This is a genomic window from Pseudomonas sp. R28(2017) (assembly GCF_002112505.1).
Classification (GTDB): Bacteria; Pseudomonadota; Gammaproteobacteria; order Pseudomonadales; family Pseudomonadaceae; genus Aquipseudomonas.
The window spans coordinates 294,189-320,157 of sequence record NZ_NEHW01000007.1 but is presented as its reverse complement, the minus strand read 5'-3'; the positions used below and the strand labels follow the sequence as shown (position 1 = coordinate 320,157).

At 63.1% G+C, this 25,969-nt stretch carries 24 protein-coding genes; 18 read left to right on the top strand and 6 right to left on the bottom strand.

The genetic code is table 11. The features are described 5' to 3' along the window. Positions 1-2,901 (bottom strand): retention module-containing protein (locus CAF78_RS15090; protein WP_143515059.1); only part of this gene is annotated, 2,901 nt, incomplete at its 3' end. A 354-nt stretch (positions 2,902-3,255) separates the two neighbouring features. Here CAF78_RS15090 and CAF78_RS15085 point away from each other — a divergent pair. The 10 genes from CAF78_RS15085 (at position 3,256) to CAF78_RS15040 (ending at position 14,291) form a co-directional block, all read left to right on the top strand. Then, positions 3,256-4,593 (top strand): TolC family outer membrane protein, encoded by a 1,338-nt coding sequence (locus tag CAF78_RS15085; RefSeq protein WP_085676438.1) that lies wholly within the window; start codon positions 3,256-3,258, stop codon positions 4,591-4,593. 42 nt (positions 4,594-4,635) lie between these two features. Next, positions 4,636-6,792 (top strand): type I secretion system permease/ATPase, encoded by a 2,157-nt coding sequence (locus tag CAF78_RS15080; RefSeq protein ID WP_085676437.1) that lies wholly within the window; start codon positions 4,636-4,638, stop codon positions 6,790-6,792. Further along, positions 6,782-8,158 carry an HlyD family type I secretion periplasmic adaptor subunit gene (locus CAF78_RS15075; protein ID WP_085676436.1) on the top strand — a complete coding sequence of 459 codons (1,377 nt, stop codon included), beginning with the start codon at positions 6,782-6,784 and terminating at the stop codon, positions 8,156-8,158. The genes CAF78_RS15080 and CAF78_RS15075 overlap by 11 nt, the downstream gene beginning before the upstream one ends. 297 nt (positions 8,159-8,455) lie before the next feature. After that, positions 8,456-9,355: a TauD/TfdA family dioxygenase gene (locus tag CAF78_RS15070; RefSeq protein WP_085676435.1), complete on the top strand. Its 900-nt coding sequence runs from the start codon at positions 8,456-8,458 to the stop codon at positions 9,353-9,355. Between the two features lie 17 nt (positions 9,356-9,372). Next, entirely contained in the window at positions 9,373-10,392 is a 1,020-nt protein-coding gene (locus tag CAF78_RS15065) for an ABC transporter substrate-binding protein (RefSeq protein ID WP_085676434.1), read from the top strand. A 6-nt stretch (positions 10,393-10,398) separates the two neighbouring features. Next, a complete protein-coding gene (locus tag CAF78_RS15060; RefSeq protein ID WP_085676433.1) occupies positions 10,399-11,262 on the top strand; it encodes an ABC transporter ATP-binding protein in 864 nt (287 codons plus the stop codon). 14 nt (positions 11,263-11,276) lie between these two features. After that, positions 11,277-12,140 (top strand): ABC transporter permease, encoded by an 864-nt coding sequence (locus CAF78_RS15055; RefSeq protein WP_085676432.1) that lies wholly within the window; start codon positions 11,277-11,279, stop codon positions 12,138-12,140. 298 nt (positions 12,141-12,438) lie between these two features. Further along, positions 12,439-12,927 (top strand): type VI secretion system tube protein Hcp, encoded by a 489-nt coding sequence (locus CAF78_RS15050; RefSeq protein ID WP_085676431.1) that lies wholly within the window; start codon positions 12,439-12,441, stop codon positions 12,925-12,927. 9 nt (positions 12,928-12,936) lie between these two features. Beyond that, on the top strand, positions 12,937-13,911 hold the full coding sequence (locus CAF78_RS15045) for a hypothetical protein (RefSeq protein WP_085676430.1): 975 nt from the start codon (positions 12,937-12,939) through the stop codon (positions 13,909-13,911). Beyond that, positions 13,908-14,291, top strand: coding sequence for a hypothetical protein (locus CAF78_RS15040; RefSeq protein ID WP_085676429.1), 384 nt, complete (start codon positions 13,908-13,910; stop codon positions 14,289-14,291). Before CAF78_RS15045 ends, CAF78_RS15040 begins: the two co-directional genes overlap by 4 nt. 478 nt (positions 14,292-14,769) lie before the next feature. Here the strand turns inward: CAF78_RS15040 and CAF78_RS15030 are convergent, their stop codons facing one another. After that, complete coding sequence (locus tag CAF78_RS15030; RefSeq protein WP_085676427.1) at positions 14,770-15,369, bottom strand: WYL domain-containing protein; 600 nt, start codon at positions 15,367-15,369, stop codon at positions 14,770-14,772. Between the two features lie 206 nt (positions 15,370-15,575). Between CAF78_RS15030 and CAF78_RS15025 the strand changes: the two genes are divergently transcribed. The 8 genes from CAF78_RS15025 to CAF78_RS14985 all read left to right on the top strand — a co-directional run bounded on the left by CAF78_RS15025 (position 15,576) and on the right by CAF78_RS14985 (position 22,704). After that, a complete protein-coding gene (locus CAF78_RS15025; protein WP_085676426.1) occupies positions 15,576-16,370 on the top strand; it encodes a tetratricopeptide repeat protein in 795 nt (264 codons plus the stop codon). A gap of 106 nt (positions 16,371-16,476) precedes the next feature. Continuing rightward, positions 16,477-16,929, top strand: coding sequence for a MarR family winged helix-turn-helix transcriptional regulator (locus CAF78_RS15020; RefSeq protein ID WP_085676425.1), 453 nt, complete (start codon positions 16,477-16,479; stop codon positions 16,927-16,929). Further along, positions 16,926-19,013, top strand: a complete 2,088-nt coding sequence (locus CAF78_RS15015; protein ID WP_085676424.1) for an FUSC family protein — start codon at positions 16,926-16,928, stop codon at positions 19,011-19,013. The genes CAF78_RS15020 and CAF78_RS15015 overlap by 4 nt, the downstream gene beginning before the upstream one ends. After that, entirely contained in the window at positions 19,010-19,222 is a 213-nt protein-coding gene (locus tag CAF78_RS15010) for a DUF1656 domain-containing protein (RefSeq protein WP_016392395.1), read from the top strand. The genes CAF78_RS15015 and CAF78_RS15010 overlap by 4 nt, the downstream gene beginning before the upstream one ends. Continuing rightward, positions 19,219-20,094 (top strand): HlyD family secretion protein, encoded by an 876-nt coding sequence (locus CAF78_RS15005; RefSeq protein WP_054883917.1) that lies wholly within the window; start codon positions 19,219-19,221, stop codon positions 20,092-20,094. Before CAF78_RS15010 ends, CAF78_RS15005 begins: the two co-directional genes overlap by 4 nt. Further along, a complete protein-coding gene (locus tag CAF78_RS15000) occupies positions 20,091-21,509 on the top strand; it encodes an efflux transporter outer membrane subunit (protein WP_085676423.1) in 1,419 nt (472 codons plus the stop codon). Before CAF78_RS15005 ends, CAF78_RS15000 begins: the two co-directional genes overlap by 4 nt. A gap of 672 nt (positions 21,510-22,181) precedes the next feature. Next, positions 22,182-22,436: a hypothetical protein gene (locus tag CAF78_RS14990; protein ID WP_085676421.1), complete on the top strand. Its 255-nt coding sequence runs from the start codon at positions 22,182-22,184 to the stop codon at positions 22,434-22,436. A 16-nt stretch (positions 22,437-22,452) separates the two neighbouring features. Further along, on the top strand, positions 22,453-22,704 hold the full coding sequence (locus CAF78_RS14985) for a DUF3077 domain-containing protein (protein WP_085676420.1): 252 nt from the start codon (positions 22,453-22,455) through the stop codon (positions 22,702-22,704). 143 nt (positions 22,705-22,847) lie between these two features. Here the strand turns inward: CAF78_RS14985 and CAF78_RS14980 are convergent, their stop codons facing one another. The 4 genes from CAF78_RS14980 to CAF78_RS14965 are packed head-to-tail and all read right to left on the bottom strand — an operon-like array spanning position 22,848 to position 25,962. Beyond that, the gene (locus CAF78_RS14980) at positions 22,848-23,591 is read right to left on the bottom strand and encodes a penicillin-binding protein activator LpoB (protein ID WP_085676419.1); all 744 of its coding nucleotides are present in this window, start codon (positions 23,589-23,591) and stop codon (positions 22,848-22,850) included. A 3-nt stretch (positions 23,592-23,594) separates the two neighbouring features. Next, a complete protein-coding gene (lpoB, locus tag CAF78_RS14975) occupies positions 23,595-24,182 on the bottom strand; it encodes a penicillin-binding protein activator LpoB (RefSeq protein WP_085676418.1) in 588 nt (195 codons plus the stop codon). Positions 24,183-24,201: 19 nt separating this feature from the next. Next, the gene (locus CAF78_RS14970) at positions 24,202-24,567 is read right to left on the bottom strand and encodes a YcfL family protein (RefSeq protein WP_085676417.1); all 366 of its coding nucleotides are present in this window, start codon (positions 24,565-24,567) and stop codon (positions 24,202-24,204) included. Between the two features lie 15 nt (positions 24,568-24,582). After that, the gene (locus CAF78_RS14965) at positions 24,583-25,962 is read right to left on the bottom strand and encodes a COG3014 family protein (RefSeq protein ID WP_085676416.1); all 1,380 of its coding nucleotides are present in this window, start codon (positions 25,960-25,962) and stop codon (positions 24,583-24,585) included. Positions 25,963-25,969: the final 7 nt, after the last annotated feature.

Genomic DNA, 25,969 nt, shown 5'->3' with positions numbered 1-25,969 from the left:
CGTCGGGCTGACTTCCAGGTGCTCGAAGTCACCACCGGTGGTGCCGATGACGGTCACGCTGACATTACCGGCATCGACGTACACGGTGTTGGCCGGTGCGTTGAACGGCACGCTGCCTTCGGTTTCACCCTTGGCGATGGTGATAACCGCGCCGTTGCTCAGGGTGATGGTCATGTCGCTGCCGGCCGGGTTGGTCAGCTTGGCGGTGTAGACGATGCTACCGCCTTCCTCGACGGTACCGGTCGCGGTAAGGCTGACACCGGTGGTGTCCAGGCGCGACGGGTCATCGTTCACCGTGGTGCTTGGGGTGCCGGCGGTGTCCAGTTTCTCGTAGTTGCCACCGGTGACACCGGTGATGCTGTTGGTCACCGGCGTGTTGGTGGTGTAGACGTTGTTCGGCGCGGTGAAATCGACCGAGCCGGAGCTGGCATTGACCGGAATGGTGATGCTCTGACCGTTGGCCAGAGTGATCACCAGCGGGGTACCAGTGACTGGAGAGGTCACGCTCGCGGTGTAAGTGATTACGCCGCCCTCGGTCACGCTCGGAGTGGCCGTCAGGGTCACGGTCGAGGTATCGATCGAGTCAGTGATCGCAGTCACAGCCGGCGTCGGGCTGACTTCCAGGTGCTCGAAGTCACCACCGGTGGTGCCGGTGACCGTCACGCTGACATTGCCAGCATCCACATAAACGGTGTTGGCCGGTGCATTGAACGGCACGCTCCCTTCGGTTTCACCCTTGGCGATAGTGATGACCGCACCGTTGCTCAGGGTGATGGTCATGTCGCTGCCGGCCGCATTGGTCAGCTTGGCGGTGTAGATGATGCTGCCGCCTTCCTCGACGGTGTTGCTGGCCGTCAGGGTCAGGCCGGTGCTGTCCAGCTTGGCTGGATCATCGGTGACCGTGGTGCTTGGGGTGCCGGCGGTGTCCAGTTTCTCGTAATTGCCACCGGTAACGCCGGTGATGCTGTTGGTCACCGGAGTGTTGGTGGTGTAGACGTTGTTCGGTGCGATGAAGTCGACCGAGCCCGAGCTGGCATTGACCGGGATGGTGATGCTCTGACCGTTGGCCAGGGTGATCACCAGCGGGGTGCCGGTCACAGGTGCAGTGACGGAAGCGGTATAGGTGATCACGCCGCCTTCAGTCACGCTCGGGGTGGCCGTCAGAGTCACGGTCGAGGTGTCGATCGAATCGGTGATCGCAGTCACTGCCGGCGTCGTGCTGAGGTCTAGCTTCTCGAAGTTGCCGCCGGTTGCACCCGTGATGGTGGTGCTGACGGTCGAGCCGTTGTTGTAGACATCATTGGCCGGCGTCTGGAAATCGACGCTACCGGTGCTCTTGCCGGCTTCGACGGTGATGGTCTGGCCATTGGACAGAGTCACGGTCACCGGAGTCTGGGCAGGGTTGCTCAGGGTCACGGTGTAGGTGATCGCGCCGCCCTCGGTCACGCTAGGCGACGCGGTCAGGGTGGCGGTGGTGGTGTCGACCGAGTCGCTGACAACGGTCTTGGCAGGCGCCGGGTTCGGCGTCAGTTGCTCGAAGTTGCCGCCAGTGGCACCGGTGATGGTGGTGCTGACGGTCGAGCCGTTGTTGTAGACATCATTGGCCGGCGTCTGGAAATCGACGCTACCGGTGCTCTTGCCGGCTTCGACGGTGATGGTCTGGCCGTTCGACAGCGTCACGGTCACCGGAGTCTGGGCAGGGTTGCTCAGGGTCACGGTGTAAGTGATCACGCCACCTTCGGTCACGCTAGGCGACGCGGTCAGGGTGGCGGTGGTGGTGTCGACCGAGTCGCTGACAACGGTCTCGGCAGGCGCCGGGTTCGGCGTCAGTTGCTCGAAGTTGCCGCCAGTGGCACCGGTGATGGTGGTGCTGACGGTCGAGCCGTTGTTGTAGACATCATTGGCCGGCGTCTGGAAATCGATGCTACCGGTGCTCTTGCCGGCTTCGACGGTGATGGTCTGGCCGTTCGACAGCGTCACGGTCACCGGAGTCTGGGCAGGGTTGCTCAGGGTCACGGTGTAAGTGATCACGCCACCTTCGGTCACGCTAGGCGACGCGGTCAGGGTGGCAGTGGTGGTGTCGATGGTGTCGGTGATCTCGGTCACTGCCGGTGTCTGCGGCAGGGTCACGATCACGTTGCCGCCACCGGTGGTGCCGGTCACGGTGGTGGAAATCTGCCCGCCATCGATGTACGGCGTATCGTTCCCGGCAACCGGGACATTGACGGTGCCGGTGGTCTGGCCGGCCGGAATGACGATCACCGCGCCGTTCGACAGGGTCACGGTCAGGTTGGTCGCCGGAGCCTGGCCAACGGTGGCGGTATAAACGATCACGCCACCCGCTTCGGTGATGGAAGGGGTGGCGCTGAGGGTGAGGTCGGTGGCGATCATCGTGACCGCCGTACTGGTGGCGGTATCGACGCCCCCGGTCTCCTCGGTGGTCGCCGCGGTGGCGAAGCCTATCGGGGCCGTGGGGAAGCCGATGGTCGGGTCCACGCTGCCGGCCGTGGCGTCGAGCATCACGAAGCTGTGGCCGCCGCCTGCCGCGCCGCCACCGCCTGCCGCCGAAGGGCCGGCTGCCGTGGCTTCGAGCTGTGTGGTCGGGTCGACGCCGGCGGCGATCGCCTGCTGCAGTTCCTCAACCGATGGCGCGGCCTGTGCGGTGGCCTGGCCCAAGTCGGTGCTGCTGTCCGGCGCATCGGCGCTCCACTGGGAGTCACGGCCAAGGTCCAGCAGGCGGCCGTCGGCCAGTTCGAGGGTAACGGCCCCGCCCACGCCCGTGAGCACCTGCTCGCCCGCGAACAGGCGATCGCCCTCGATAAGTACGCGCCGGATGCCTTCTGGGGATACTGCGATGACTTGGCCAACAATGCTCTTGACGATGGCAACAACGCTGCTCATTGGACTCTCCGGCTTACCCGATGATGGGACGTCCCTGCTCCGAACGGCGTCTGCGGCGCCGCGTCAGGCGGAATTGTGTCTTTAATATGTCTGAAGTTTTTGACGTCAATATATTGGCTATAACTGAAAGGAATTAACTTTATGCCAAACTATTGACCTTATGATCGCCATCCTAAACAATCGGCGAAGTAATGTCACATTGATATTTGAACGTTTGCATTCCCTTCCCGAAGTGCCCCTCAAAGTGCCCTGTTGGAAGCTCGCTCATCGGTCAGATCAGGTTGCCATTTTTCCAAACCTGCACAGCTTCCGCCGTGATTCAGGACAACAGCGCCTTCGGGGATCCGTAAAAACATGCGTGCGCCACTGTTTACCGCTCTGCCACTCGCTTTTGCCGCCACTTTCGTCCAAGCCCAAACCCTGCCAGAAGCCATGCAGCAGGCCCTCGAGGTGCACCCCGAGATCCAGGCCGGAGTGAATGCGCGCGTGGCTGCGGATTACCAGTTGCGCGCGGCCAAGGGCGGCTATTTGCCGCGGGTCGACGTGACCGCCGGTTACGGCCGTGAAGGCAGCGACAGCCCGAGCACCGGCAACCGCTGGGAAACCCTGAACCGCGGCGAATCGGCCCTGCGCCTGCGCCAGATGGTGTTCGACGGTTTTGCCACTTCAAGCGAAGTCGGACGCCAGCAGGCCACCGCCAACTCCCGTGCCTACGCGCTGATGGACACCTCCGAGCGCACCGGCCTGGACGTGGCCAAGGTTTACCTGGACGTGCTGTCGCGCCGCGAAATGGTGCGTCTGGCCCAGGAGAACCTGCAGAACCACGAGCGCATCCTCGACCAGATCAAGCTGCGCACCAGCCGTGGCGTCGGTCGCCTGGCCGACCTCGACCAGGCCGAGGCGCGCCTGGCCCAGGCCCAGAACAACCTGATCACCGAACAGACCAACCTGGCCGACGCCAACACCAACTTCCTGAGCGTGGTGGGGCAGATGCCGGATGAGCTGAGCGCCCCGGCCCCGTTCATCGACCTGCTGCCGGCTACCCTTGAAGAAGCCCGCGCACAGATGGTGGAAAGCAGCCCGGTGCTGCGCTCGGCCGAGTCGGACATCGCTGCGGCTGAGAAACAGTACGATGCCGCCAAGTCCAGCTTCTACCCACGTTTCGATGCCGAACTCGGCCGCACCGCCGATAACAACATCGACGGCGTCGCCGGCCACAACAACGATTGGGAAGCCATGGTGCGGATGAACTTCAACCTGTATGCCGGTGGCAGCAACAAGGCCGAGCTGGAGGCCAAGTCGCACCTGGCCGGCCAGGCCCTGGACATCCGCAACAACGCCCTGCGCCAGCTGAACGAGGAGCTGGGCCTGGCCTGGAACGCCCAGGAAAACGCCAACGCCCAGGTGCCGATCGCCCAGCAGTATGTCGACCACAGCAACCGCGTGCGCAGCGCCTACCAGCAGCAGTTCAGCCTCGGCGAGCGGACCCTGCTGGACCTGCTCGACAGCGAGAACGAAACCTTCACCGCTCAGCGTCGGTTGGTGGAGGTGAAGAATATTCAGTTGTTTACTCAGTACCGAATCAAGGCGACCATTGGCCAACTGCTCAAGAGCCAGGGTGTTGTCGCACCGATGGCCACCGTTGTGCAGAACGATATGAAACCCCGGGTGAACCTGCCAGGCCTGAACTGAGGCGCACCCGTCCACCTACCGCCAGGTTGAAGAGAGCACCGCGTGGAATCCGAAGTCAGTCGAGTCCAACTCAACCACGATCCGCGCAGTCAGCATGACGATCCATTGCTGGATAGCCTGCTGACGCTGTGCGTTCTGCATCAGAAGCCCGCCAGCCGGGCGATGCTCACCACCGGCCTGCCGCTGCCATCCCAGCGCCTGAACGCCGAGCTGCTGCCCCGCGCAGCGGCCCGCGCCGGGCTGCAGGGGCGCCTGTTGCAGCGCAAGCTGGAGCAGATCCCGAGCATCGCCATGCCGGCCATGTTGCTGCTCAAGGAAGGCCGCGCCGCGGTGCTGCTGGGTTGGGAAAACGCCGACACCGCACGCCTGCTGCTCAGCGAGAGCGACGGTGGCGAGGTGCTGGTCAGCCGCGAGGCGCTGGTGGACGACTACAGCGGCAAGGTGTTCTTCGCCCAGCCGCAGCACAAGTACGACGTCAACCACGGCAATCTCATCCCGCGCGCCAAGTCCTGGTTCCGCGACACCTTGCTGCGCAGCAAGTGGCTGTACATCGACGCCATCGCCGCCAGCCTGGTGATCAACCTGATCGCCCTGGCCGCGCCGCTGTTCGTGATGAACGTCTATGATCGCGTGGTGCCCAACCAGGCCACGTCGACCCTGTGGGTATTGGCCATCGGCATCAGTGGCGCGTACCTGTTCGACCTGATCCTCAAGGGCCTGCGCGGCCTGTGCCTGGACCTGGCAGGCAAGAAGACCGACCTGATCATCTCGGCCACGCTGTTCGAGCGCATCGTCGGCATGTCGATGAAGTACCGCCCGGCACGGGTCGGCAGCTTCGCCCAGAACATCCACGAGTTCCAGGGCCTGCGCGACTTCCTCGCCTCGCTGACCCTGACCAGCCTGATCGACCTGCCGTTCACCTTGATCATCCTCATGGTCATCGCCATCATCGGCGGCCACCTGGTGTGGATCCCGATCCTCGCCTTCCCGTTGGCCCTGGGCATCGGCTACGCCTTGCAGCGGCCATTGATGGCGACCATGGAGCGCACCATGGCGCTGGCTTCCGAGCGCCAGTCGAGCCTGATCGAGACCTTGGCCGGCCTGGACGCGGTGAAGGTCAACAACGCCGAAAGCGAACGCCAATACATGTGGGAACAGACCCTCGGCACCCTCAGCCGCCTCGAGCTGCGGGTGAAGGTGCTGTCGAGCCTGGCCATGAACATCACCCTGCTGATCCAGCAGATGGCCGGCGTGGCGATGATCTGTGTCGGCGTGTACCTGATCATCGACGGCAACCTCAGCATGGGCGGCCTGGTAGCCTGCTACATGCTCAGCGGTCGCGCCCTGGGCCCGTTGAGTTCGCTCAACGGCCTGCTGGCCCGCTACCAGCAAGCCAAGGTGACCATGGTCTCGACCAACCAGATGATGGAGCTGCCGCAAGAGCGCAATTTCGAGGAACGCCCGCTTAGCCGCCAGGTGCTGCAGGGCGCCATCGAGTTCCGTGGCGTCGATTTCACCTACCCCAACCAGCAGAACCAGGCGCTCAAGGGCATCAACCTGAGCATTCGCCCAGGCGAGAAGGTCGGCATCATCGGCCGCAGCGGTTCGGGCAAAAGCTCGCTGGCCAAGCTGATCGTCGGCCTGTATGAGGCGGACAATGGTTCGCTGCTGGTCGACGGTGTGGACATCCGTCAGATCGACGTCAGCGAGCTGCGCCACAACGTCGGCTACGTGCCGCAGGACATCCAGCTGCTGGCTGGTACCCTGCGCGACAACCTGGTCAGCGGCGCCCGCTACATCGAGGACGAACTGATCCTGCAGGCCGCGGAATTGGCCGGTGTGCATGAATTCGCCCGGTTGCACCCAGACGGCTACGAGCTGCAGGTCGGCGAGCGCGGGCAGAACCTTTCCGGCGGCCAGCGGCAGAACGTCGCCCTCGGCCGTGCGTTGCTGCTCAACCCGCAGATCCTCCTGCTCGACGAGCCCACCGCGGCCATGGACAATACCGGCGAAGAGCGCCTCAAGCAGCGCCTGCAGGCGGTGATCGAGAGCAAGACCGTGCTGCTGGTGACCCACCGGGCCTCGCTGCTGACGCTGGTCGACCGCTTGATCGTCATCGACCGTGGGCAGATTGTTGCCGATGGCCCGAAAGCCTCGGTCATGGACGCGCTGAAGAAGGGGCAGATCAGTGTTGCATAAGCTGGATTTCGGCGTGTTCAAGGACGACCTGCGCCGGTACTTCAAAGGCACCGATTCGCTGAACGGGCAGCCGCTGCCCGAGGTCAACAAGGCGCTGATCGAAGACGCCCCGCGTGTCGTGCGCCTGACCATCTGGGGCGTGATCGCATTCTTCCTGTTCCTGATCGTCTGGGCCAGTTTCGCGCCCATCGATGAAGTGACCCGCGGCGAGGGCAAGGCCATCCCGTCGTCCAAGGTGCAGAAGATCCAGAACCTGGAGGGCGGCATCGTCGCCGAGATCTTCGCCAAGGAAGGGCAGGTGGTGGAAGTCGGCCAGCCCTTGCTGCGCCTGGACGAAACCCGTTTTGCCTCCAACGTCGGGGAAACCGAGGCCGACCGCCTGGCCATGGCCCTGCGCGTCGAGCGCCTGAGCGCCGAGGTCGAGGACCGGCCGCTGAAGATCGACGAAGAACTGCGCAAAGCCGCGCCGAGCCAGGCGGCCGATGAGCAATCGCTGTACCAGAGCCGTCGCCAGCAGTTGCAGGATGAGCTCGCGGGCCTGCAGCAGCAGCTGGTGCAGAAGCAGCAGGAGTTGCGCGAATTCACCTCCAAGCGCGCCCAGTACGCCAACAGCCTGCAGTTGCTGCGCCAGGAAATCGGCATGTCCGAGCCGCTGGTGGCCCAGGGTGCGGTTTCCCAGGTGGAGGTGCTGCGCCTGCGTCGCGCCGAGGTGGAAACCCGTGGCCAGATGGACTCCACGGCACTGGCCATCCCGCGTGCCGAAGCGGCCATCAAGGAAGTCGAGAGCAAGATCGAAGAGACTCGCGGCAAGTTCCGCAGCGAGGCCCTGACCAAGCTCAACGAAGCCCGCACCGAGCTGAACAAGGCCACCGCCACCAGCAAGGCGCTGGATGACCGCGTCAGCCGTACCTTGGTCACTTCGCCGGTGCGCGGCATCGTCAAGCAGCTGCTGGTCAATACCATCGGCGGGGTGATCCAGCCGGGCAGCGACATCATCGAGATCGTGCCGCTGGACGACACCCTGGTGGTGGAGGCGAAGATCCTGCCCAAGGACATCGCCTTCCTGCACCCCGGGCAGGAAGCGACCATCAAGTTCAGCGCCTATGACTACACCATCTACGGTGGGTTGAAAGCCAAGCTTGAGCAGATCGGTGCCGATACCATCACCGACGAAGACAAGAAGACCACCTATTACCTGATCAAGCTGCGGACCGAGAAGAGCCACCTGGGCACCGACCAGAAGCCGCTGCTGATCATCCCCGGCATGGTCGCCACAGTGGACATCATGACCGGCAAGAAGACCATCATGAGCTACCTGCTCAAGCCGATCATGAAGGCCCGCGACGAGGCCCTGCGCGAGCGGTAAGCCTGCTCCGGCCCTTTCGCGGGCAAGCCCGCTCCCACAGGGACTGCGCTGGCCCTCTGGGAGCGGGCTTGCCCGCGAAAGAACCAGTACAGGCAGCACCAAAATCGAGCACTGACAACCTTCATATCTTTATGCTTTAAAGATATTTAAATTATTTTTCTTATGCATTTATAGTCACTCCCACTGCGTACCCGTCGACCAATCGATGCGCCGCACGACTTGAACCCACACGGGAAATCCCCGTGCGTTTCTGATCGTTGCGCGCCATTGAAGTCGCGCACTGCGTGGGAGTGAAACATGCCAGCCGCCTCGAACGCCTTGTCGTCCATCGACAGCGCCCAGCTGCAAACCTTCGAAATCCGCCCGTTCGCCGGTGCCGTCGGCGCCGAGATCATCGGCCTGGACCTGGCGAAACCGGTCACCGCCGAGGATTTCACCCGTATTCATCGCGCCCACCTCGACCACCATGTACTGGTGTTCCGTGACCAGCGCATCAGCCCGGAACAACAGATCGCCTTCAGCCGCCGCTTCGGCGAGTTGCAGATCCATGTGCTCAAGCAGTTTTTGCTCGCCGGCCACCCGGAAATCCTGATCGTTTCCAACATCATCGAGCACGGCCAGAACATCGGCCTGGGCGATGCCGGCAAGTTCTGGCACTCGGACCTGTCGTACAAGGAGCTGCCAAGCCTCGGCTCCATGCTGCACGCCCAGGAGCTGCCCAGCGAGGGTGGCGACACCCTGTTCGCCGACATGCACAAAGCCTGGGACGCTGTGCCCGAGGCCCTGCGCAAGGTGGTCGAGGGCCGCAGTGCCGCACACTCCTACACCGCCCGCTACGCCGAAACCAAGTTCGAAGGCAACTGGCGCCCGACCCTGACCGCCGAGCAGCTGGCGCAGGTCAAGGAAGTCATCCACCCGGTGGTGCGTACCCACCCGGAAAACGGCCGCAAGGCGCTGTTCGTCAGCGAAGGCTTCACCACCCGCATCGTCGGCCTGCCGGAGGATGAAAGCCGCGACGTGCTGCAGCAGCTGTACGCGCTGAGCGTGCTCGAGCAGAACATCTATCGCCACCAGTGGCAGCCCCACGACCTGGTGTTCTGGGACAACCGTTCGCTGATCCACCTGGCCACCGGTTGCCCTGCGCACCTGCGCCGCAAACTGTTCCGCACCACCATCCAGGGCGATGCCCCGTTCTGACGACTGAGGAATTCATCATGCGCAAATCCATCAGCCGCCTGGCGGCAAGCATCGGCCTGGGCGCGAGCCTGGTTGTCGGCAGCCTGGCGGCCCCCGCCGTGGCGCAAGCCGAAGGCAAGATCCGCATCGCCGAGCAGTTCGGCATCGTCTACCTGTTGCTCAATGTGGTGCGTGACCAGCACCTGATCGAGAAGCACGGCAAGGAGCAGGGAATCGACATCGAAGTCGACTGGGCCCAGCTCTCCGGCGGCTCGGCAATCAACGACGCGCTGCTGTCCGGCTCGGTGGACATCGCCGGTGCCGGGGTCGGCCCGCTGCTGACCGTGTGGGACCGCACCAGGGACCGGCAGAACGTCAAGGCCGTGGCCTCGCTGGGCAACTTCCCGTACTACCTGGTCAGCAGCAACCCGAACGTGAAGACCATCGCCGACATTTCCGACAAGGACCGCATCGCCGTGCCGGCGGTAGGTGTGTCTGTGCAATCGCGCTTCCTGCAGTACGCCGCTGCCAAGCAGTGGGGTGACAAGGAATACAACCGCCTCGACAAGTACACCCTGGCCGTGCCGCACCCGGATGCCACCGCCGCGCTGCTGGCCGGTGGCACCGAACTGAACGGGCACTTCTCCAACCCACCGTTCCAGGACCAGGCGCTGGCCAACAAGGACGTGCACGTGGTGCTCAACAGCTATGACCTGCTCGGCCCCAACTCGCCGACCCTGCTGTTTGCCACCGAGAAATTCCGCAACGACAACCCCAAGACCTACAAGGCCTTCGTCGATGCCCTGGCCGAGGCGGCGGACTTCGCTCAGAAGGACAAGGCCGCAGCGGCGGATACCTACATCCGCGTGACCAAGGCCAAGATCGACCGCGAGGCGCTGATCAAGCTGATCGACAACCCGCAGTACGAGTTCACCGTCACGCCGAAGAACACCTACAAGCTGGCCGAGTTCCTCTATCGGGTAGGCGCCATCAAGCACAAGCCGGAGTCGTGGAAGGACTACTTCTTCCAGGATGAACGCCCGCTGCAGGGGAGCTGACCGACCATGACCGCCCCATTGCCAGGCCACACGGCCAGCAACCTGAGCCGTGTCGCTACACCGCCGTTGCTGCAGGTGGACAACCTCAGCCTCGAATACCGCACCGCGCAGCGCGTGGTGCGGGCCACCCACCAGGTCAGCTTCGAAGTCGACCGCGCCGACCGTTTCGTCCTGCTTGGCCCGTCGGGCTGCGGCAAGTCCACCTTGCTCAAGGCCGTGGCCGGTTTCATCAACCCCCGGGAAGGGCAGATCCTGCTGCAAGGCCAGCCGGTCAACGGCCCCGGCCCGGACCGCATCGTGGTGTTCCAGGAATTCGACCAGCTGCCGCCGTGGAAGACGGTGAAAGAGAACGTCATGTTCCCGCTGCTGGTGTCTGGCCAGCTCAAGCGCGCCGAGGCCCAGGAGCGGGCGCTGCATTACCTGGACAAGGTCGGCCTGGCCGCCTTTGCCGATGTCTACCCGCACATGCTGTCGGGCGGGATGAAGGCACGCGTGGCGATCGCCCGGGCGCTCGCCACGCAGCCGAAGATCCTGCTGATGGACGAGCCGTTCGCCGCACTCGATGCGCTGACCCGGCGCAAGATGCAGGAAGAACTGCTGCTGCTGTGGGAGGAAGTGCGTTTCACCTTGCTGTTCGTCACCCACTCCATCGAGGAGGCGCTGGTGGTCGGTAACCGCATCTTGCTGCTTTCGCCTCACCCGGGCCGGGTACGGGCCGAGGTGCACAGCCACCAGTACGACCTCGGCAGCCTCGGCGCTGCGGACTTCCAGGCCAGTGCTCGGCGCATCCATCGCTTGCTGTTCGATGAGGCCGAAGCCCCCGAACAAGCCGATGACCTGGGCTTCAACGACATCCGCATCGCCTACTGACAGGAGCTTGAGCCATGACCCCTACACCTGTTCGTCAGGAATACGAGGTGCAGCTGGAGCCTTTGCTCAGTGTGCCTGTGGAACGCAACCTGCCGTTGGCCCAGCGCCTATGGCAGCACGGCTGGCTGCGCAAGGCGGTGATCCTGGTGGTGATCGCCGCGTTGTGGGAAGCGATCGCCCGCTACCAGGGCAACGACCTGCTGCTGCCGACCTTTCTGCAGACCGCCGCCGCGCTGTGGGACGGGCTGCTCAGCGGCGAGCTGCCGGCCAAGGTCGGCGTGTCGCTGGTGATCCTGCTCAAGGGCTACCTGCTGGGGATCGTTCTGGCCTTTGGCCTGACCAGCCTGGCGGTGTCGACCCAACTGGGGCGGGACCTGCTGAGCACCCTGACCTCGATGTTCAACCCTCTGCCGGCGATTGCCCTGCTGCCGCTGGCGTTGCTGTGGTTCGGGCTGGGTGACAACAGCCTGATTTTCGTGTTGGTGCATTCGGTGTTGTGGGCGCTGGCGCTGAATACCTATGCGGGCTTTCTTGGGGTGTCGGAAACCTTGCGCATGGCCGGGCGCAACTACGGCCTGAACGGGCTGCGCCTGGTCCTGCATATCCTGGTGCCGGCGGCGTTGCCGTCGATCCTCTCGGGGCTGAAGATCGGCTGGGCATTCGCCTGGCGCACGCTGATCGCCGCCGAACTGGTGTTCGGCGCCAGCAGCGGCAAGGGCGGGCTGGGCTGGTACATCTTCCAGAACCGCAACGAGCTGTACACCGACAAGGTGTTTGCCGGGTTGGCGGTGGTGATCCTGATCGGCTTGCTGGTCGAGGGGCTGGTGTTCAACACCCTTGAGCGGTTGACCGTGCGGCGGTGGGGGATGCAGAGGTAGTTTTCCTGTGCCGGCCTCTTCGCGGGCTCGCCCGCTCCCACAGGTACTGCGCAGCATTCAGGGCCTGCGCGATCTCTGTGGGAGCGGGTTTACCCGCGAAGAGGCCGGCACAGGCGACCAATTCATGTGCAGTGGGTCATGGCCCTTGCTCTGAAAAGATTTCATACATTCACAAGCTAATTTGTCTGAAAAGTTGTAGGAAAATTCTGAGTTTAGTCTCGATCTCCTTAGAACTATTGCGGTCCTCTTTCCTCGCGCCTAGCCTGTTCCGCTCATTCGTCTACAAGGAACAGTAATCATGGCTTTCGACGCTTTCATTCAAATTGCGGAAATTGCTGGCGAATCACAAGACGAGCAATACAAGCATTGGATCGAGATCCTCGGCTACACGTTCGGCACCAGCCAAAGCACCTCTGCTACCGCAAGCTCCGTAGGGGGCGCCACCTCCGGGCGTACGACCCTGAGCAACCTGACCTTCACCAAATATCTGGACAATGCCAGCTGCAAACTGCTTGAAGCCAGTTGCACAGGGCAGCACCTGAAAGACGTCAGGCTGGTCGTCTGCCGCGCCGGTGGTGACAAGCTGAAGTACTACGAGGTGGTGCTTGAAGAAGTGATCATTGCCGATTTCATACAAGGCGTGCACGCCGGCGTGCCGACTGAAATCGTCCAACTTAACTACGGCCGTATCAAGACCACCTACACCCGGCAGCAGCGCGCCGATGGCGGTGCTGGCGGCAGTGTCACCGGTGGCTGGGACCGCATTACCAACAAGAAATTTGCGTGAGGAACGACCATGTCCGAGGCACGCAGCTTTATAAATCCCACCGCGCAGAACTACGCGACCCTGAAGAACGCCACACCGATGAACGCCAATCAGCAGGCCAAGTTCGATGTGCTCAATGCGCATATCGTCAACGCGGTTGTCCTGGCCGGCGAACTGGTGATTGTGGGTGATCCCAGCACGCCCTCCTGTACCAGCCATGAAGCCTTTCTCATGGGCAAGGCGGCAGGTATTCACCGCGATATCGTCTTCAACGGCGGAGGTGTCGATGGGTTCATGCTGGATAACTTCGAGATGCTTCAGAGCCTGCTGTCCCATGCGTCGATGGGGGCAGGGGCCGCGAGCGATGGCTGGGCCAGGCATTTGGGCGCCATCAAGAAGACGCTGGAGCAGATTGAACAATTGTACCGCCAGCATATGAGTGGTGGTGTGATCAGGGCGAGGGAAGAGTTCTATGCCAAGCGGGCGGCGCTGTTCAGGGTATTGGATGAGCAGATTGGGAAGACTGCCGCTTACGGCTCTGGTCTACGAAATCAGGGAAAGATCAAGCGGATGCTGCAGCTTTCCACTAAACGCTATCTGAGTACCGGGGAAATTACCGGATATGCAGAGAAGGTAGCGGGAGTGGCCAAGGCTGCGAATATAATTAAGAAAGGGGCGTATATCGGGGTTGCATTGGATGTAGCTGCGACAGGGTTGTCTATTCACAATGCATGTACTCTGGGTCGTGAAGAAGAGTGCAGGAAGGCCAAATACGTTGAGTTGAGCGGTTTGGCTGGAAGTATATCTGGAAGTGCTGCTGGAGGAGTCGTCGGAGCAGCTATAGTAAGTACCGTGTGTGTTGCGCTCAGTATTCCATCTGCTGGTGGCGCCGGTGTTGCATGTGCTGTTGTTGGGGGTGCTATAGGTGGCAAATATGGTGGTGATTTTGGAAAGGAGTGGCTTGGCGCGCTTGGGGAGATAGTGTATGAAAGGACGCTCGAATGAAGTCGACAGCCGAAGTAATAACAATGTCTATGTTGCTAGTCTGCATGATGATCGGCGTGGGTCTTATGATTTATTTAGCATACAGATATCTGGATCTGATTGAGTCGGAACTTTCAGGATGCAGCTATGTGCGTGGTAATCAGATGAATTTTTCATCGGCGGGATTTTTAGGAAGGGTGTTGCGTACCTGTCTGGCCGCAAACATGCTTATGATGCCTGGAATCTTTGTGCGCAGAGGAGTTGCGGATGCTTCAGAGATATCGCGATTCCCTAAGGGGGTGAGGCTTAAGATGCTAATTTCTTGGGGAGGCTTAATGGCATCTACCCTTCTATTTTTTGCGTTTCACAATGCTTTTAAGTTCTGGAGCCTGCCCAGCTAAATTGGTTATTTACTAGGGCGGGAAGGGCCCTGCTGTCACAAGTGCCTTGCGTTTTACTTACATGTCGTCATTGCGGATAGGGATCTGGATTTTGGAATGATTATATTTGAGCCGGGTTTCGTGGTGCTGTTTATATTTGGTTTGATATCAGTAACTATGGTTGCCCTTGTGTATCTGTCTCATAGGTATATCAATGTCATTGAGGATGTATTTGTAAGCTCTCACTACGTAAGAGGGGCAAAGAAGAACTTTTCCCATGCGGGGTTGCCGGGCAAGGTTCTTCGTATGTGCATTATTGCGTGCTTGTTGACTATTCCGGGACCCTACGTGCGGCGCGGATTCGTTAACTCCGATGAAATTAGGAGCTTTCCGAGAGCGATGAGGCGGGTTTTAGTCGGCCTGTGGCTAGCGATGACCATTGAAGTGTTGGCAATGTTGACGTTTCAGGTTTGGCTTTTTTGAGCTAGCTGTGAGTGGATTATCGCAGTCCATTCCCTTCATCGGCCCCCAAGCTCAATGCACACAGTTGATACTGTGCTGCAGCCTCCACGAGCGTCTTGGCAATCTCCATGCGCAACTCGCTTGGTTGCTCGATCACCATGTCTGCCCCCTGACTCAGCACCCACCAGCGCAATGGCCCACCATCTTCCACCGTGGCCCGCAGCCGATGCCCCTGGTCCAGCGCAGTCAGTTGCATGTCCACGCTCAAGGGCGCCTCGCGCAACTGCCGGGCCAATGGGTCGCTGACCCAGGCCTGCATCTCGATCCCTTTACCTTGCGCCGGCTGCAGCGAATCACCACGTAAATACCCCTGCAAATCGAAATTCCCCCGCAACTCGCCAGCAACGTTCGCCGACCAGTGCCAGCCAAACGGAATGCTCTTGTCATTGCGGTCCAGCGGAAAGATCAGCGACAGCTCGTTGAGGTCGCGCTCCACCGTGCGTTTGCTGACGTTGAAGCCCACATCGCGCAGGCGCCACACCAGTTCGGCGCTGGTAATACCTGGGGAGCGGCTGGGTAACTGGCGCAGCAGCGCCCATTGACGGCTGAGGGTGGCGCGGGTGGTAGCGAACGGCAAAAGGTAACGTCCTTGTCTAGGCTTGCCGCAACAGCATGGCGGCTGGAACAGGTCATGGCAATTAGCCATAACCCGTTCAGATCAGGGAATGCACAATTGGTTGCCTTGCCACGAATCGTCCGCGACAGGTTTTGACGTGACGTCGCGCAGAATCACGCCTCATCACAGCCGCGGTCGGGCCTGTGGGTCGTTCAATGAGGATGAACATGTCTGCTGTCAGCAATATCCATTCGCTGCTCGCCCGTCTTCTGCCAGAGCAGGTCATTTGCCCACCGACACACGCCGGCAGGCGGCAGCGGCTGTTTGCCGGGGTCGGGCTGCCCAGCCAGCGCGCGCTGCTGGTCAACCGCCTGGACGAGGCCCACGACCTGCAGGCGGTGTACGCCGACCTGCGGCAACAGGCTCTGGCGGGCAATGTGGCCGCGCTCAACGACCTGGGGTGGATCTGGCTCAATGGCAAATACTGGCGCGCCGACACCGCGCTGGCCGGGCACCTGCTGCGCATGGCGGCGCTGCAGGGCAATGCGGCGGCATGGTTCAACCTGGGGCAGCAGCACTACTTCGGCAAGGGGGTCGAAACCTCCTATGCGCAGGCCGAGGAGTGTTATCGCCAGGCCTTCGAGCGCGGCCTGTTGCATGCCGCTGCCGCGCTGGGCGACCTGTACGAAGAAGAAGTCTGCGATGCCGCGCTGGGCTGGCAGGTGGACCCCGGCCAGGCATACCAGTGGTTCTTGCGCGGTGCCGAGCGGGGCGAGGCGCGTTGCCGGTTCGAAGTGGGCTACCGTTTGTTGCATGGCCTGTACGTGGACGCGGACATCAAGGCCGCGCTGTATTGGCTGGAACTGGCGGCGGCCACCGGGGTGATGCAGGCGGCCGAGGAGTTGGCGGTGCATTTCAGCAGCCGGGATGAAGCGCGTTACCAGGGCTGGCGTGACCGGGCAGTGCAGATGGGCAGTACCTTGGCCCTGACCATGAAGCTGGAAGACCAGATTCAGCCCTGAATGAACAACAATTCATCAAAGCCCCCCGTCGCCGGCTGTTGACGACAGGGGGAGACACAGGCGTATATTGATAGTTAGCAAACTATGAATATCCTTGGTTCCCCACATGTCCATTGACTCCCTGCGCCTGCAAGTCAGCAGCGGCATGGTGGTTGCCGCTCGCCACTGGCGGCGCATCTGCCACAACGCCCTGATTGGCTACGGTATCTCCGAGGCCTGCGCCGCGCCGTTGCTGATGATCGTGCGCCTGGGCGACGGCGTGCACCAGGTGGCCGTGGCCCAGGCTGCCGGCCTGGAAAGCCCGTCGCTGGTACGCCTGCTCGACCAGCTGTGCAAGGCAGGCCTGGTCTGCCGCAGCGAGGACCCGCTGGACCGCCGCGCCAAGGCCCTGAGCCTGACCGCCGAAGGCCGTCGCCTGGCCGAAGCCATCGAAGCCGAGCTCGTGCGCGTGCGCCATGACGTGCTGCTGGGCATCGACGAGGCCGACCTGCAGGCCGCGCTGCGCGTGTTGCGTGCCTTCGAGGCCGCTGGCCTGGGTACAGCAGGCGGGGTGGCATGAACGGTTTCTTCAGCTCGGTGCCGCCGGCCCGCGACTGGTTCTACGGCGTGCGCACCTTTGCCGCGTCGATGATCGCCCTGTACATCGCCCTGCTGTTGCAGTTGCCGCGACCGTACTGGGCGATGGCCACCGTGTACATCGTCTCCAGCCCGTTCGTCGGCCCTACCAGCTCCAAGGCGCTGTATCGCGCCGTGGGTACGTTGCTCGGTGCTGCCGGGGCGATCTTCTTCGTGCCGCCGCTGGTGCAGTCACCGTTGCTGCTGAGCATCGCCATCGCCCTGTGGACCGGCACTTTGTTGTTCCTTTCACTGAACCTGCGCACGGCCAACAACTACGTACTGATGCTGGCGGGCTACACCTTGCCGATGATTGCCCTGGCGGTGGTCGACAACCCGCTGGCGGTGTTCGATGTGGCGTCCTCCCGGGCCCAGGAGATCTGCCTGGGGATCGTCTGCGCGGCGGTGGTCGGTGCGATCTTCTGGCCGCGCCGGCTGGCCCCGGTAGTGGTGGGTGCTACCGGTAGCTGGTTCACCGAAGCGATCCGCTACAGCGACACCTACCTCGCCCGCGAAGCCAGCGCCGACAAGGTCGGCGGCATGCGCGGGGCGATGGTCACCACTTTCAACTCGCTGGAGCTGATGATCGGCCAACTCGGCCACGAAGGTGCCGGCCCGCATACCCTGAAGAACGCCCGCGAGCTGCGCGGGCGGATGATCCACCTGCTGCCGGTGATCGACGCCCTCGACGATGCCCTGATTGCCCTCGAAGGCCGCGCCCCGGCCCATTACGCGCAGCTCCAGCCGGTGCTGGAGGCCGCCCGGGACTGGCTCAAAGGCACCGCCGACAGCGCCTCCATCGCCCGCTGGACGGCCCTGCACGAGCAGATCGACCGCCTGCAACCCGGCGCCGCCGCCCTCGACCAGCGTGCCGAGCTGCTGCTGTCCAACGCCCTCTACCGCCTGACCGAGTGGGCCGACCTGTGGCAGGACTGCTGCTCCCTACAGCACGCCCTGCGCACCGACGACCCCAAGCCCTGGCGCGCGGTGTACCGCCACTGGCGCCTGGGCCGCCTGACGGCGTTCTTCGACCGTGGCCTGATGCTCTACTCGGTGGTTTCCACGGTGCTGGCGATCGTCGTCGCCTGCGGCCTGTGGATCGGCCTTGGCTGGAACGACGGCGCCAGCGCGGTGATCCTCGCCGCCGTGTCGTGCAGCTTCTTTGCCGCCATGGACGACCCGGCGCCACAGATCTACCGGTTCTTCTTCTGGACCTTGATGTCGGTGATCTTCTCCAGCCTGTACCTGTTCCTGGTGCTGCCCAACCTGCACGACTTCCCGATGCTGGTGCTGGCCTTCGCGATCCCCTTCATCTGCGTCGGCACCCTGACCGTGCAGCCACGCTTCTATCTCGGCACCCTGCTGACCATCGTCAACACCTCGACCTTCATCAGTATCCAGGGTGCTTACGACGCCGACTTCTTCACCTTCCTCAACTCCAACCTGGCCGGCCCCGTGGGCCTGCTGTTCGCCTTCATCTGGACCCTGGTGATGCGCCCGTTCGGCGTGGAGCTGGCCGCCAAGCGGATGACCCGTTTCGCCTGGCGCGACATCGTCGAAATGACCGAGCCGGCCACCCTGGCCGAGCACCGCCAGGTCGGTGTGCAGATGCTCGACCGCCTGATGCAGCACCTGCCGCGCCTGTCACAGACCGGCCAGGACAGCGGCGTGGCGCTGCGCGACCTGCGCGTGGGGCTTAACCTGCTCGACCTGCTGGCCTACCTGCCGCGCGCCGGCCAGCAGGCCCGCGAGCGGCTGAACACGGTGATCGAGGAAGTCGGCGCGCACTATGCCGCCTGCCTGCGCGCCGGTGAGCGCCTGCACGCGCCAGCCGCGCTGCTGCGCAACATGGAACGTGCGCGCCTGGCGCTGAACCTGGATGAACTGTACGAACGCGGCGACGCCCGCACCCACCTGCTGCATGCCCTGAGCGGCTTGCGCCTGGCACTGCTGCCGGGTGTCGAGGTGATGCTCGAGCCCGCCGAACAACCGCAACTGCCCCCCGGCCTCGACGGAGCGCCCCTGTGATCGGTGAACTGGATATCAGCGGGGTGTTCCTGCCCACGCTGCTGGTGATGATGTTTGGCACCTACCTGCTGTTCCTGGGGGTGCACGCGGTGCTGGTGCGCCTGCATTTCTACCGCCTGGTCTGGCACCGGGCGCTGTTCAACGTCGCCCTGTATGCCGTGCTGCTGGGTGCGGTCGACCACTTTTGCCGAAGCCTGATGCTGCCATGAAAAAACCTTTGTTGACCCTGGGCCGTGTGGTCCTGACCTTGCTGGTAGTGACTTTCGCCGCCGTGCTCGTGTGGCAGATGGTGGTGTACTACATGTTCGCCCCCTGGACCCGCGACGGCCACATCCGCGCCGACGTGATCCAGATTGCCCCGGACGTGTCCGGCCTGATCCAGAAGGTCGAGGTGCGCGACAACCAGACCGTCAAGCGCGGCGACGTGCTGTTCACCATCGACCAGGACCGCTTCACCCTGGCCCTGCGCCAAGCCAAGGCGACCCTCGGCGAGCGCCAGGAAACCCTGGCCCAGGCCTCCCGCGAGGCGCAGCGCAACCGCAAGCTCGGTAACCTGGTGGCGGCCGAGCAGCTGGAAGAGAGCCAGTCCCGCGAGGCCCGCGCCCGTTCGGCGGTGAGCGAGGCACAGGTTGCGGTCGACACGGCCCAGCTCAACCTCGACCGCTCGGTGGTGCGCAGCCCGGTGGATGGCTACCTCAACGACCGCGCCCCGCGCGACCACGAGTTCGTCAGCGCCGGCCGCCCGGTGCTGTCGGTGGTCGACAGTGCCTCGTATCACGTCGATGGCTACTTCGAGGAAACCAAGCTCGGTGGCATCCACATCGGCGACGCCGTGGACATCCGCGTGATGGGCGACAACACCCGCCTGCGCGGCCATGTGCAGAGCTTCGCCGCCGGTATCGAAGACCGCGACCGCAGCAGCGGCGCCAACTTGTTGCCCAACGTCAACCCGGCGTTCAGCTGGGTGCGCCTGGCCCAGCGCATTCCGGTGCGCATCGCCTTCGACGAAGTGCCGGAAGACTTCCGCATGATCGCCGGGCGTACCGCCACTGTGTCGATCCTTGAGGGCCAGCGCCCATGAAACAGCTGATCCTGGCGGGGTTCTGCCTGTCCCTGGGGGCCTGCATGATGGTTGGCCCCGACTACCAAGTGCCGAAGGACGCGGCGGTGCAACGCAGCGACCTCAACGGCCCGCTGCGCCAGGATGCCGACAGCGTGGTGTCGGCACCGGTGCCCGAGGACTGGTGGCAGCTGTATCAGGATCAACGCCTCAACGAGCTGGTGCGCCAGGCGCTGAGCGCCAATACCGAACTGCGCGTGGCCGCGGCCAATATCGCCAAGGCCCGTGCCCAGGTCGAAGTGGCCGAGTCGCAAGGCGGCTTCAATGGCGGCATCAAGGCGGGCGCCCAGCGCCTGCAGGAGTCCGGCCAAGCCTTCCTGCTGCCCGAGAAGGTGCCGGTGGCCAACATCGGCGAGGCCATCATCAGCGCCTCGTACCAGTTCGACCTGTGGGGCACCTTCAAGCGCGGCACCGAGGCTGCCAAGGCCAATGCGGATGCGGTGCAGGCCGCCGCCGACACGGCGCGCATCACCCTGGTGGCCGACGTGGTCAAGGCCTACACCCAAGTGTGCTCGGCCAACGAGGAGTACCACATCGCCCGCGAATCGCTCGACCTGCAGGAGCAGAGCGTGAAGCTCAACCAGCGCCTGCGCGACGCCGGCCGTGGCGACGAAACCCAGGTCACCCGCTCGCAGACCCAGTTCAAGTCGTTGCGCGCCGAACTGCCGCGCTTCAAGGCCGAACGCGAAACGGGCCTGTACACCTTGGCGGCCCTGCTGGCCAAGCCTGTGGACAAGTTGCCCGCCGGCACCGCGGATTGTGCCGAATTGCCGCAACTGAACCAGCTGGTCCCGGTGGGTGATGGCGCGGCCCTGCTCAAGCGCCGCCCCGACGTGCGCCAGGCCGAACGCCAGCTGGCAGCAGCCACTGCCCAGATCGGTGTGGCCACCGGTGCGCTGTATCCGGACATCAGCATCGGTGCCCAGGTTGGCACCATTGGCATCCTTGAAGACCTCGGTGATCCGTCGACCAACCGCTGGGGCTTTGGCCCCCAGATCAGCTGGAGCATCCCGACCAACGGCACCCGCGCCCGCATTCGCATGGCTGAAGCCTCGACCCAGGCGGCCTTGGCGCATTTCGACGGTGTGGTGCTGAACGCCATCCGCGAGACCCAGACCCGTCTGGCCCAGTACAGCGCCTTGCTCGACCGACGTGATGCGCTGGCCGAGGCGGAGAAGTCGGCGAAGGAAGCGGCGGACCAGACGCACCGGTATTACCAGGCGGGGCGTGAGTCGTTCCTCGCGGATTTGCAGGCGACGCGCACTTATACCGATATGCGCTCGCAACTTGCGGCGGCCAATAGCCAGGTGGCGTTGGGGCAGATTGGTGTGTTCCTGGCGTTGGGTGGGGGGTGGAAGGAGGCTGGGAAGCAGTGAGGTTGCGGGGTGTAGGACGCGATATATTCAGCGCCTGCGAGATCGAGCGCCGCCCGCGCGGCGCATCGCGGATAAATCCGCTCCTACATCTGTTTCGGGCCAGCCCCTCCTGTGAGGTCACCGCTGTCCGCCTTGTTTGTTCCATTCAAATCGATTGGTGTCGCTGCTGCCGCTTCACCCATCTCCTGCCATGCGCCAAGGGTGCGCGCGCCAACGGTGCAGGAATAACTGGCCCGAAACAGATGTAGGAGCGGATTTATCCGCGATGCGCCGCGCGGGCGGCGCTCGATCTCATCGGCGCTGCAAATCTGTCGGCAGGCACCTGTCAGCCGATACCCCATATTCCGCCAAGCCCCGAGCTGTAGGACATTTCCCAACCTGAAACCAAATGCTTCAGTTCCGACTCCATGTCGAATTATCCTACGGCACCTGTCGGAAGGTGCTGTCTTGGCTGGGAAGTGCTCCCGGACTACTGTCCCTGGGTCGCCTCGCATGGCGATCGGGCGTGAGACACCCGTTTGGTACAGGACGCATCGCTTATGGCGGTCGTGCGCGGGCAGGCTTTGGTCTGGCCGGGTCTCCTGTACCCCGGGTCTCACCCCGTGCACGACTGCCACCCAAATCCGTGAGACGAAGAGGAAGGCAGAAATTCTCTAGTACAGGAGTTCCGACATGAAAAAGATCGTCCCCGACCCACCCGCATCTTCCATCCCCCAATTCGACATCCCCGATTTCTCGCTCATCACCCCGCCCAGCACCGAGCAATGCGACGCGCTGGTCCACGCATTAACTCTCACCGTGCAGCAAACCTACAGCGTCCTGCTAGACAGCGAGCCAGGCCTGCAGCGTGATGCCATGGCCATGAACATCCGTCTGCTGTGCCGCATGGTTTCAACCTTGGCCAAACACTCGGACCTCTCCGTCTAAAACAAGGAGCGACAGGATGAGCACTTATCCACAAAGCGCGGTAACGGCAGGCTTGGAGAGCTTCGACCTTTTCAGCCTCAAGCCCAACGTGCCCTTTGACCATGCGTTCTCACAGCTATCGGTGTTGATCGGCTGCATCCGGCACCTGACCACCGAAGCAGAAATGGAGAATGACCGCATGGCTGGAAGTGCGGCGCGGATTCTCAGCGAGATGGCCAAGGCCTTGATCGACGATATGGAGCTGGGGCTGAACAAGATCCGTCAGTGAACGTCAATGGCAGGGGGGCGCTGTGCGGCCCATCGCTGGCAAGCCTGGCTCCCACAAGTACAGCCTAAGCCTGAACGACACGCGGTCGGTGTGGGAGCTGGCTTGCCGGCGATCGAGGGCGAAGCCCTCGCCAAGGCCCAGCCTTATCGCAAAATCTGCGCCGGCTCATCCGGCGGCAAGTCATTCGCCCCGCTCGTGCGTGCCTCGCGGTCATTCGGCGTGCCACTCAACTGTTCGACCATCTGCCGCGCCACGTCCATGCCCAGTTCCCTGGACACCTCACGCACCACCCGCGGGCGGTTCGGCGTTACCTGGCGGTCCCTGCTGCTGAGCAGCTTGGTGTCCTGCCCCTCGCCCAGGGCGGTGAAGGCCGAGGTGATCTCGAAGGTACGGGTGTCGATCAGGCTGAAATCAGCCACCACGCTCAGTGCCAGCACCGATGAGTAACTGTCGGTATTGGCCAGCGCGCCGACGTCGCGCTGAAAGTCGATGTCCGACAGGGTGCCGAACAGCACATAGTCGGCGCCGGGGAAGGCACCGGCCTTGATCCGCGCGATCACGTCATGCACGTCTTCGCCGGACGAGGCGGTGTACGGTTTGCCCTGCACCAGCTGGAACAGCCCGGTCTTGAGGATCTCGCCCTTGATGTCGCCGCCGAAGTTGCGCAGCTCGGTCTGCTCGATGTAGCCCTTGCTGCTTTCGTACTCGCTGTAGCTCGATGAGTGGCTGCTGTTGTACGGGCTCGACTGGCCGTCGTTCTGGGCGTTGACGGTGTGGATGTATTCTTCCACGCGCGCCTCGTAGGCCAGGTCGGTAACCGCGAGCATGGGCGCTGCTTGTGCCGAGAAGGCCCAGGCCAGGCCGATCACTGTCATCCATGCTTTCATTGCTCAGCGCTCCGTGGTCTTGCGGATTTCTTTCTCGTCCATCCATTCGGCCAGGCCGCTTTCGACGTCGACCAGCTGCAGGCTGAACTTGTAGAACACATCCTTGTAATCGCTGCTGCGCTTGACGATGGAGCTGATCGAGCCTTCCAGGCGGTAGCGTGCGGCGATCATGTCGCCGGTTTTGGCAACCGTGCTCTTCTTGTACAGGCCGCTCTGGTTTTGCAGTTGCAGCTGGTCGACCTGGCTTTGCATGTCGGTGTTGTCGCTGGCGAAGCGAGCCGTGCCCGACTTCATCAGCTGGGTCTTGATCGAGGTGGTGATCTCGCGGGTATCGATGTACTCGCTGGTCTTGTTCTTCACGTCGTACACCTGCACGACCGGGCGGCCATGCAGCACACCGGACTGGGCCAGCGAGCGGGTCATGCTCTCGGCGATCATCTGCAGGTCGGTGGAGCCGAATTCGTTGGTCACAAGCTCAACGGCCCGGGCATCACCGTAACGGATATTGCCGCTGCCCAGCACGGGCGACGGGGTGCTGCAGCCGCTGACCAGGGCGATGGCGATGGCGGCGAGGGAAAGGCGTGCAAACATGAACTGCTCCTGAAAAGCGTTACCGGGTGTGGACTTCGAGGCGGAAGTCGGTCGCCTTGGGGGTGGGCGCGATGGCCGGCAGGAAGCTGGCCTGCCCGCCATACAGCGGCAAGGCCTTCCAGCCTTCTTCTTCGGCCACCGGGAAGCCGTCGTTATCCAGCCAGGCGAAGCGGTAGAACAAGGTCTGGTTGCTGCCGCTGGTGTTGTTCAGTGCCACCTTGACGGTGATGAAGCCGTTTTCCCTGGCGACACGCATGGGGCCGACGTCGATGTCGTCCAGCTGGCCCATGGTGACGACCTTGCTGGCGGCGCTGCCCGGCTCAGGCTGGGAAGCACAACCGAACAGCAGGGCGGCGGCGGTGAGGGCAAGGCAGGTTTTGCGCATGTTCGATCCTTGAGGTCACTTGAGGCTGACGATAGACGGGGCCTGAGCTTGTGGCGCCACGTTGGCGGCGGCACCGCTGGCAAACACCTGGTTGCCGATCACCCGCAGGCTGATCACCTGATACGGGCGGTCGATCGTCAACCTGACCTGGCCCGACGGCAGGGTCAGCTGGTGCTTGCCCTGGGGCAGGCGCACGCGGGCGACCAGCGTGTCCTTGGGCAAGGTGCGCCAGGTACGGGTGTCGGCATCCTCGGCCACGAGGGAGGCGATGCCTAACGCCAGGGCGGTGGTCGGGTGCTTTTCGTTCACCTTCTTCTGCGCCGCGCCGCGGATGATGGCGCGCACGCTGGTGCGCAGGATGATCCCGGGCATCTCGTCGCGCAGGGCGCGGCGCGACATGGCGCTGGTGCTGTTGAGCGGCGTCAGGTCCAGCGGCTTGCCATCCAGCTGCAAGGTGCTGAACCCGGTGGTGGAGGTGTCTTCGCGAATGATCGGGAACGACAGCGGAGTGAGCACAAGATTGCCGTCGATCGTCAGCGGCAGGGGGATATTCATCGACGCGCGGGCCGGCGCCAGGCCGCTTTGCACCACGATCAGCACATCGCTCTGACCGGCCTTGACGCTGCGCGTGTCGAGCTTCAGCAGGGCTTGCTCGAGCAGCGGTGTGTTCGGCCGCAGTTCGGCGGCCTTGCGGTAGCCGGGGGCGGCCAAGCCTTTTTCGCCCAGCGCTTCGTAGACGAAGCCTGCGAGGTAGTGGCTGAAGGCGCTCTGGTAGCTGTTTTTCAGCGTGATCACTTCCGGCGCGTCCAGGCTGGCGACGGGATAACCCTGCAGGTCCTTGTAATCGGTCCTGACCCCTTCCTGCTCAGCCTGCTCCTCATACTTGAGGTATTCCTTGTCACGTACTGCAGCGATCACCGCTTCGCGTTCGTGGGTCTTCTTGATCTCGGTGCGGGCACCGGCAAAGTCATTCTCGGCCAGCAGGTTCAGGGCCATCTGCGTGGTCAGCATGACCTTTTCGTAGTCGTAGCCCTCGTACCGGCGCAGCTTGTCGTTGATCAGCAAGGTGCTGAACTGGCTCAGGTACTTGTCGGTGTCGAGTTTGACCGAGACCTCCCATTGCAACACCACGCCGTCGGCGGCACGCCAGGCTTTCTGGCTGCCCTGGAGGTCGCCCTTGGAGCGCAGCAATTCGCCCTTCTCGAAGTAGTAGAGCAGGTCCTTCGCCTCGTCCTGGTTGTGGCTTTCAAGCAGCGCAAGGGCGGCATCGACATTACCGGCAGCCAGTTGCTCGCTGGTCTGCTGCAACTCGCTGTCGTAGTCACGGAACATGGCGCAGCCAGCCAGTTGCAGGATGCCGACCAGCAGGGCAAGAAGAAGGACACGGGATCCCATGGTTGCG

Bases quoted from the DNA above. Each gene is read 5' to 3' on its own strand.
- CAF78_RS15085 (WP_085676438.1), top strand. From the start codon at position 3,256: ATGCGTGCGCCACTGTTTACCGCTCTGCCACTCGCTTTTGCCGCCACT.
- CAF78_RS15070 (WP_085676435.1), top strand. From the start codon at position 8,456: ATGCCAGCCGCCTCGAACGCCTTGTCGTCCATCGACAGCGCCCAGCTG.
- CAF78_RS15065 (WP_085676434.1), top strand. From the start codon at position 9,373: ATGCGCAAATCCATCAGCCGCCTGGCGGCAAGCATCGGCCTGGGCGCG.
- CAF78_RS15060 (WP_085676433.1), top strand. From the start codon at position 10,399: ATGACCGCCCCATTGCCAGGCCACACGGCCAGCAACCTGAGCCGTGTC.
- CAF78_RS15055 (WP_085676432.1), top strand. From the start codon at position 11,277: ATGACCCCTACACCTGTTCGTCAGGAATACGAGGTGCAGCTGGAGCCT.
- CAF78_RS15050 (WP_085676431.1), top strand. From the start codon at position 12,439: ATGGCTTTCGACGCTTTCATTCAAATTGCGGAAATTGCTGGCGAATCA.
- CAF78_RS15045 (WP_085676430.1), top strand. From the start codon at position 12,937: ATGTCCGAGGCACGCAGCTTTATAAATCCCACCGCGCAGAACTACGCG.
- CAF78_RS15040 (WP_085676429.1), top strand. From the start codon at position 13,908: ATGAAGTCGACAGCCGAAGTAATAACAATGTCTATGTTGCTAGTCTGC.
- CAF78_RS15025 (WP_085676426.1), top strand. From the start codon at position 15,576: ATGTCTGCTGTCAGCAATATCCATTCGCTGCTCGCCCGTCTTCTGCCA.
- CAF78_RS15020 (WP_085676425.1), top strand. From the start codon at position 16,477: ATGTCCATTGACTCCCTGCGCCTGCAAGTCAGCAGCGGCATGGTGGTT.
- CAF78_RS15015 (WP_085676424.1), top strand. From the start codon at position 16,926: ATGAACGGTTTCTTCAGCTCGGTGCCGCCGGCCCGCGACTGGTTCTAC.
- CAF78_RS15005 (WP_054883917.1), top strand. From the start codon at position 19,219: ATGAAAAAACCTTTGTTGACCCTGGGCCGTGTGGTCCTGACCTTGCTG.
- CAF78_RS15000 (WP_085676423.1), top strand. From the start codon at position 20,091: ATGAAACAGCTGATCCTGGCGGGGTTCTGCCTGTCCCTGGGGGCCTGC.
- CAF78_RS14990 (WP_085676421.1), top strand. From the start codon at position 22,182: ATGAAAAAGATCGTCCCCGACCCACCCGCATCTTCCATCCCCCAATTC.
- CAF78_RS14985 (WP_085676420.1), top strand. From the start codon at position 22,453: ATGAGCACTTATCCACAAAGCGCGGTAACGGCAGGCTTGGAGAGCTTC.
- CAF78_RS14980 (WP_085676419.1), bottom strand. From the start codon at position 23,591: ATGAAAGCATGGATGACAGTGATCGGCCTGGCCTGGGCCTTCTCGGCA.
- lpoB (WP_085676418.1), bottom strand. From the start codon at position 24,182: ATGTTTGCACGCCTTTCCCTCGCCGCCATCGCCATCGCCCTGGTCAGC.
- CAF78_RS14970 (WP_085676417.1), bottom strand. From the start codon at position 24,567: ATGCGCAAAACCTGCCTTGCCCTCACCGCCGCCGCCCTGCTGTTCGGT.
- CAF78_RS14965 (WP_085676416.1), bottom strand. From the start codon at position 25,962: ATGGGATCCCGTGTCCTTCTTCTTGCCCTGCTGGTCGGCATCCTGCAA.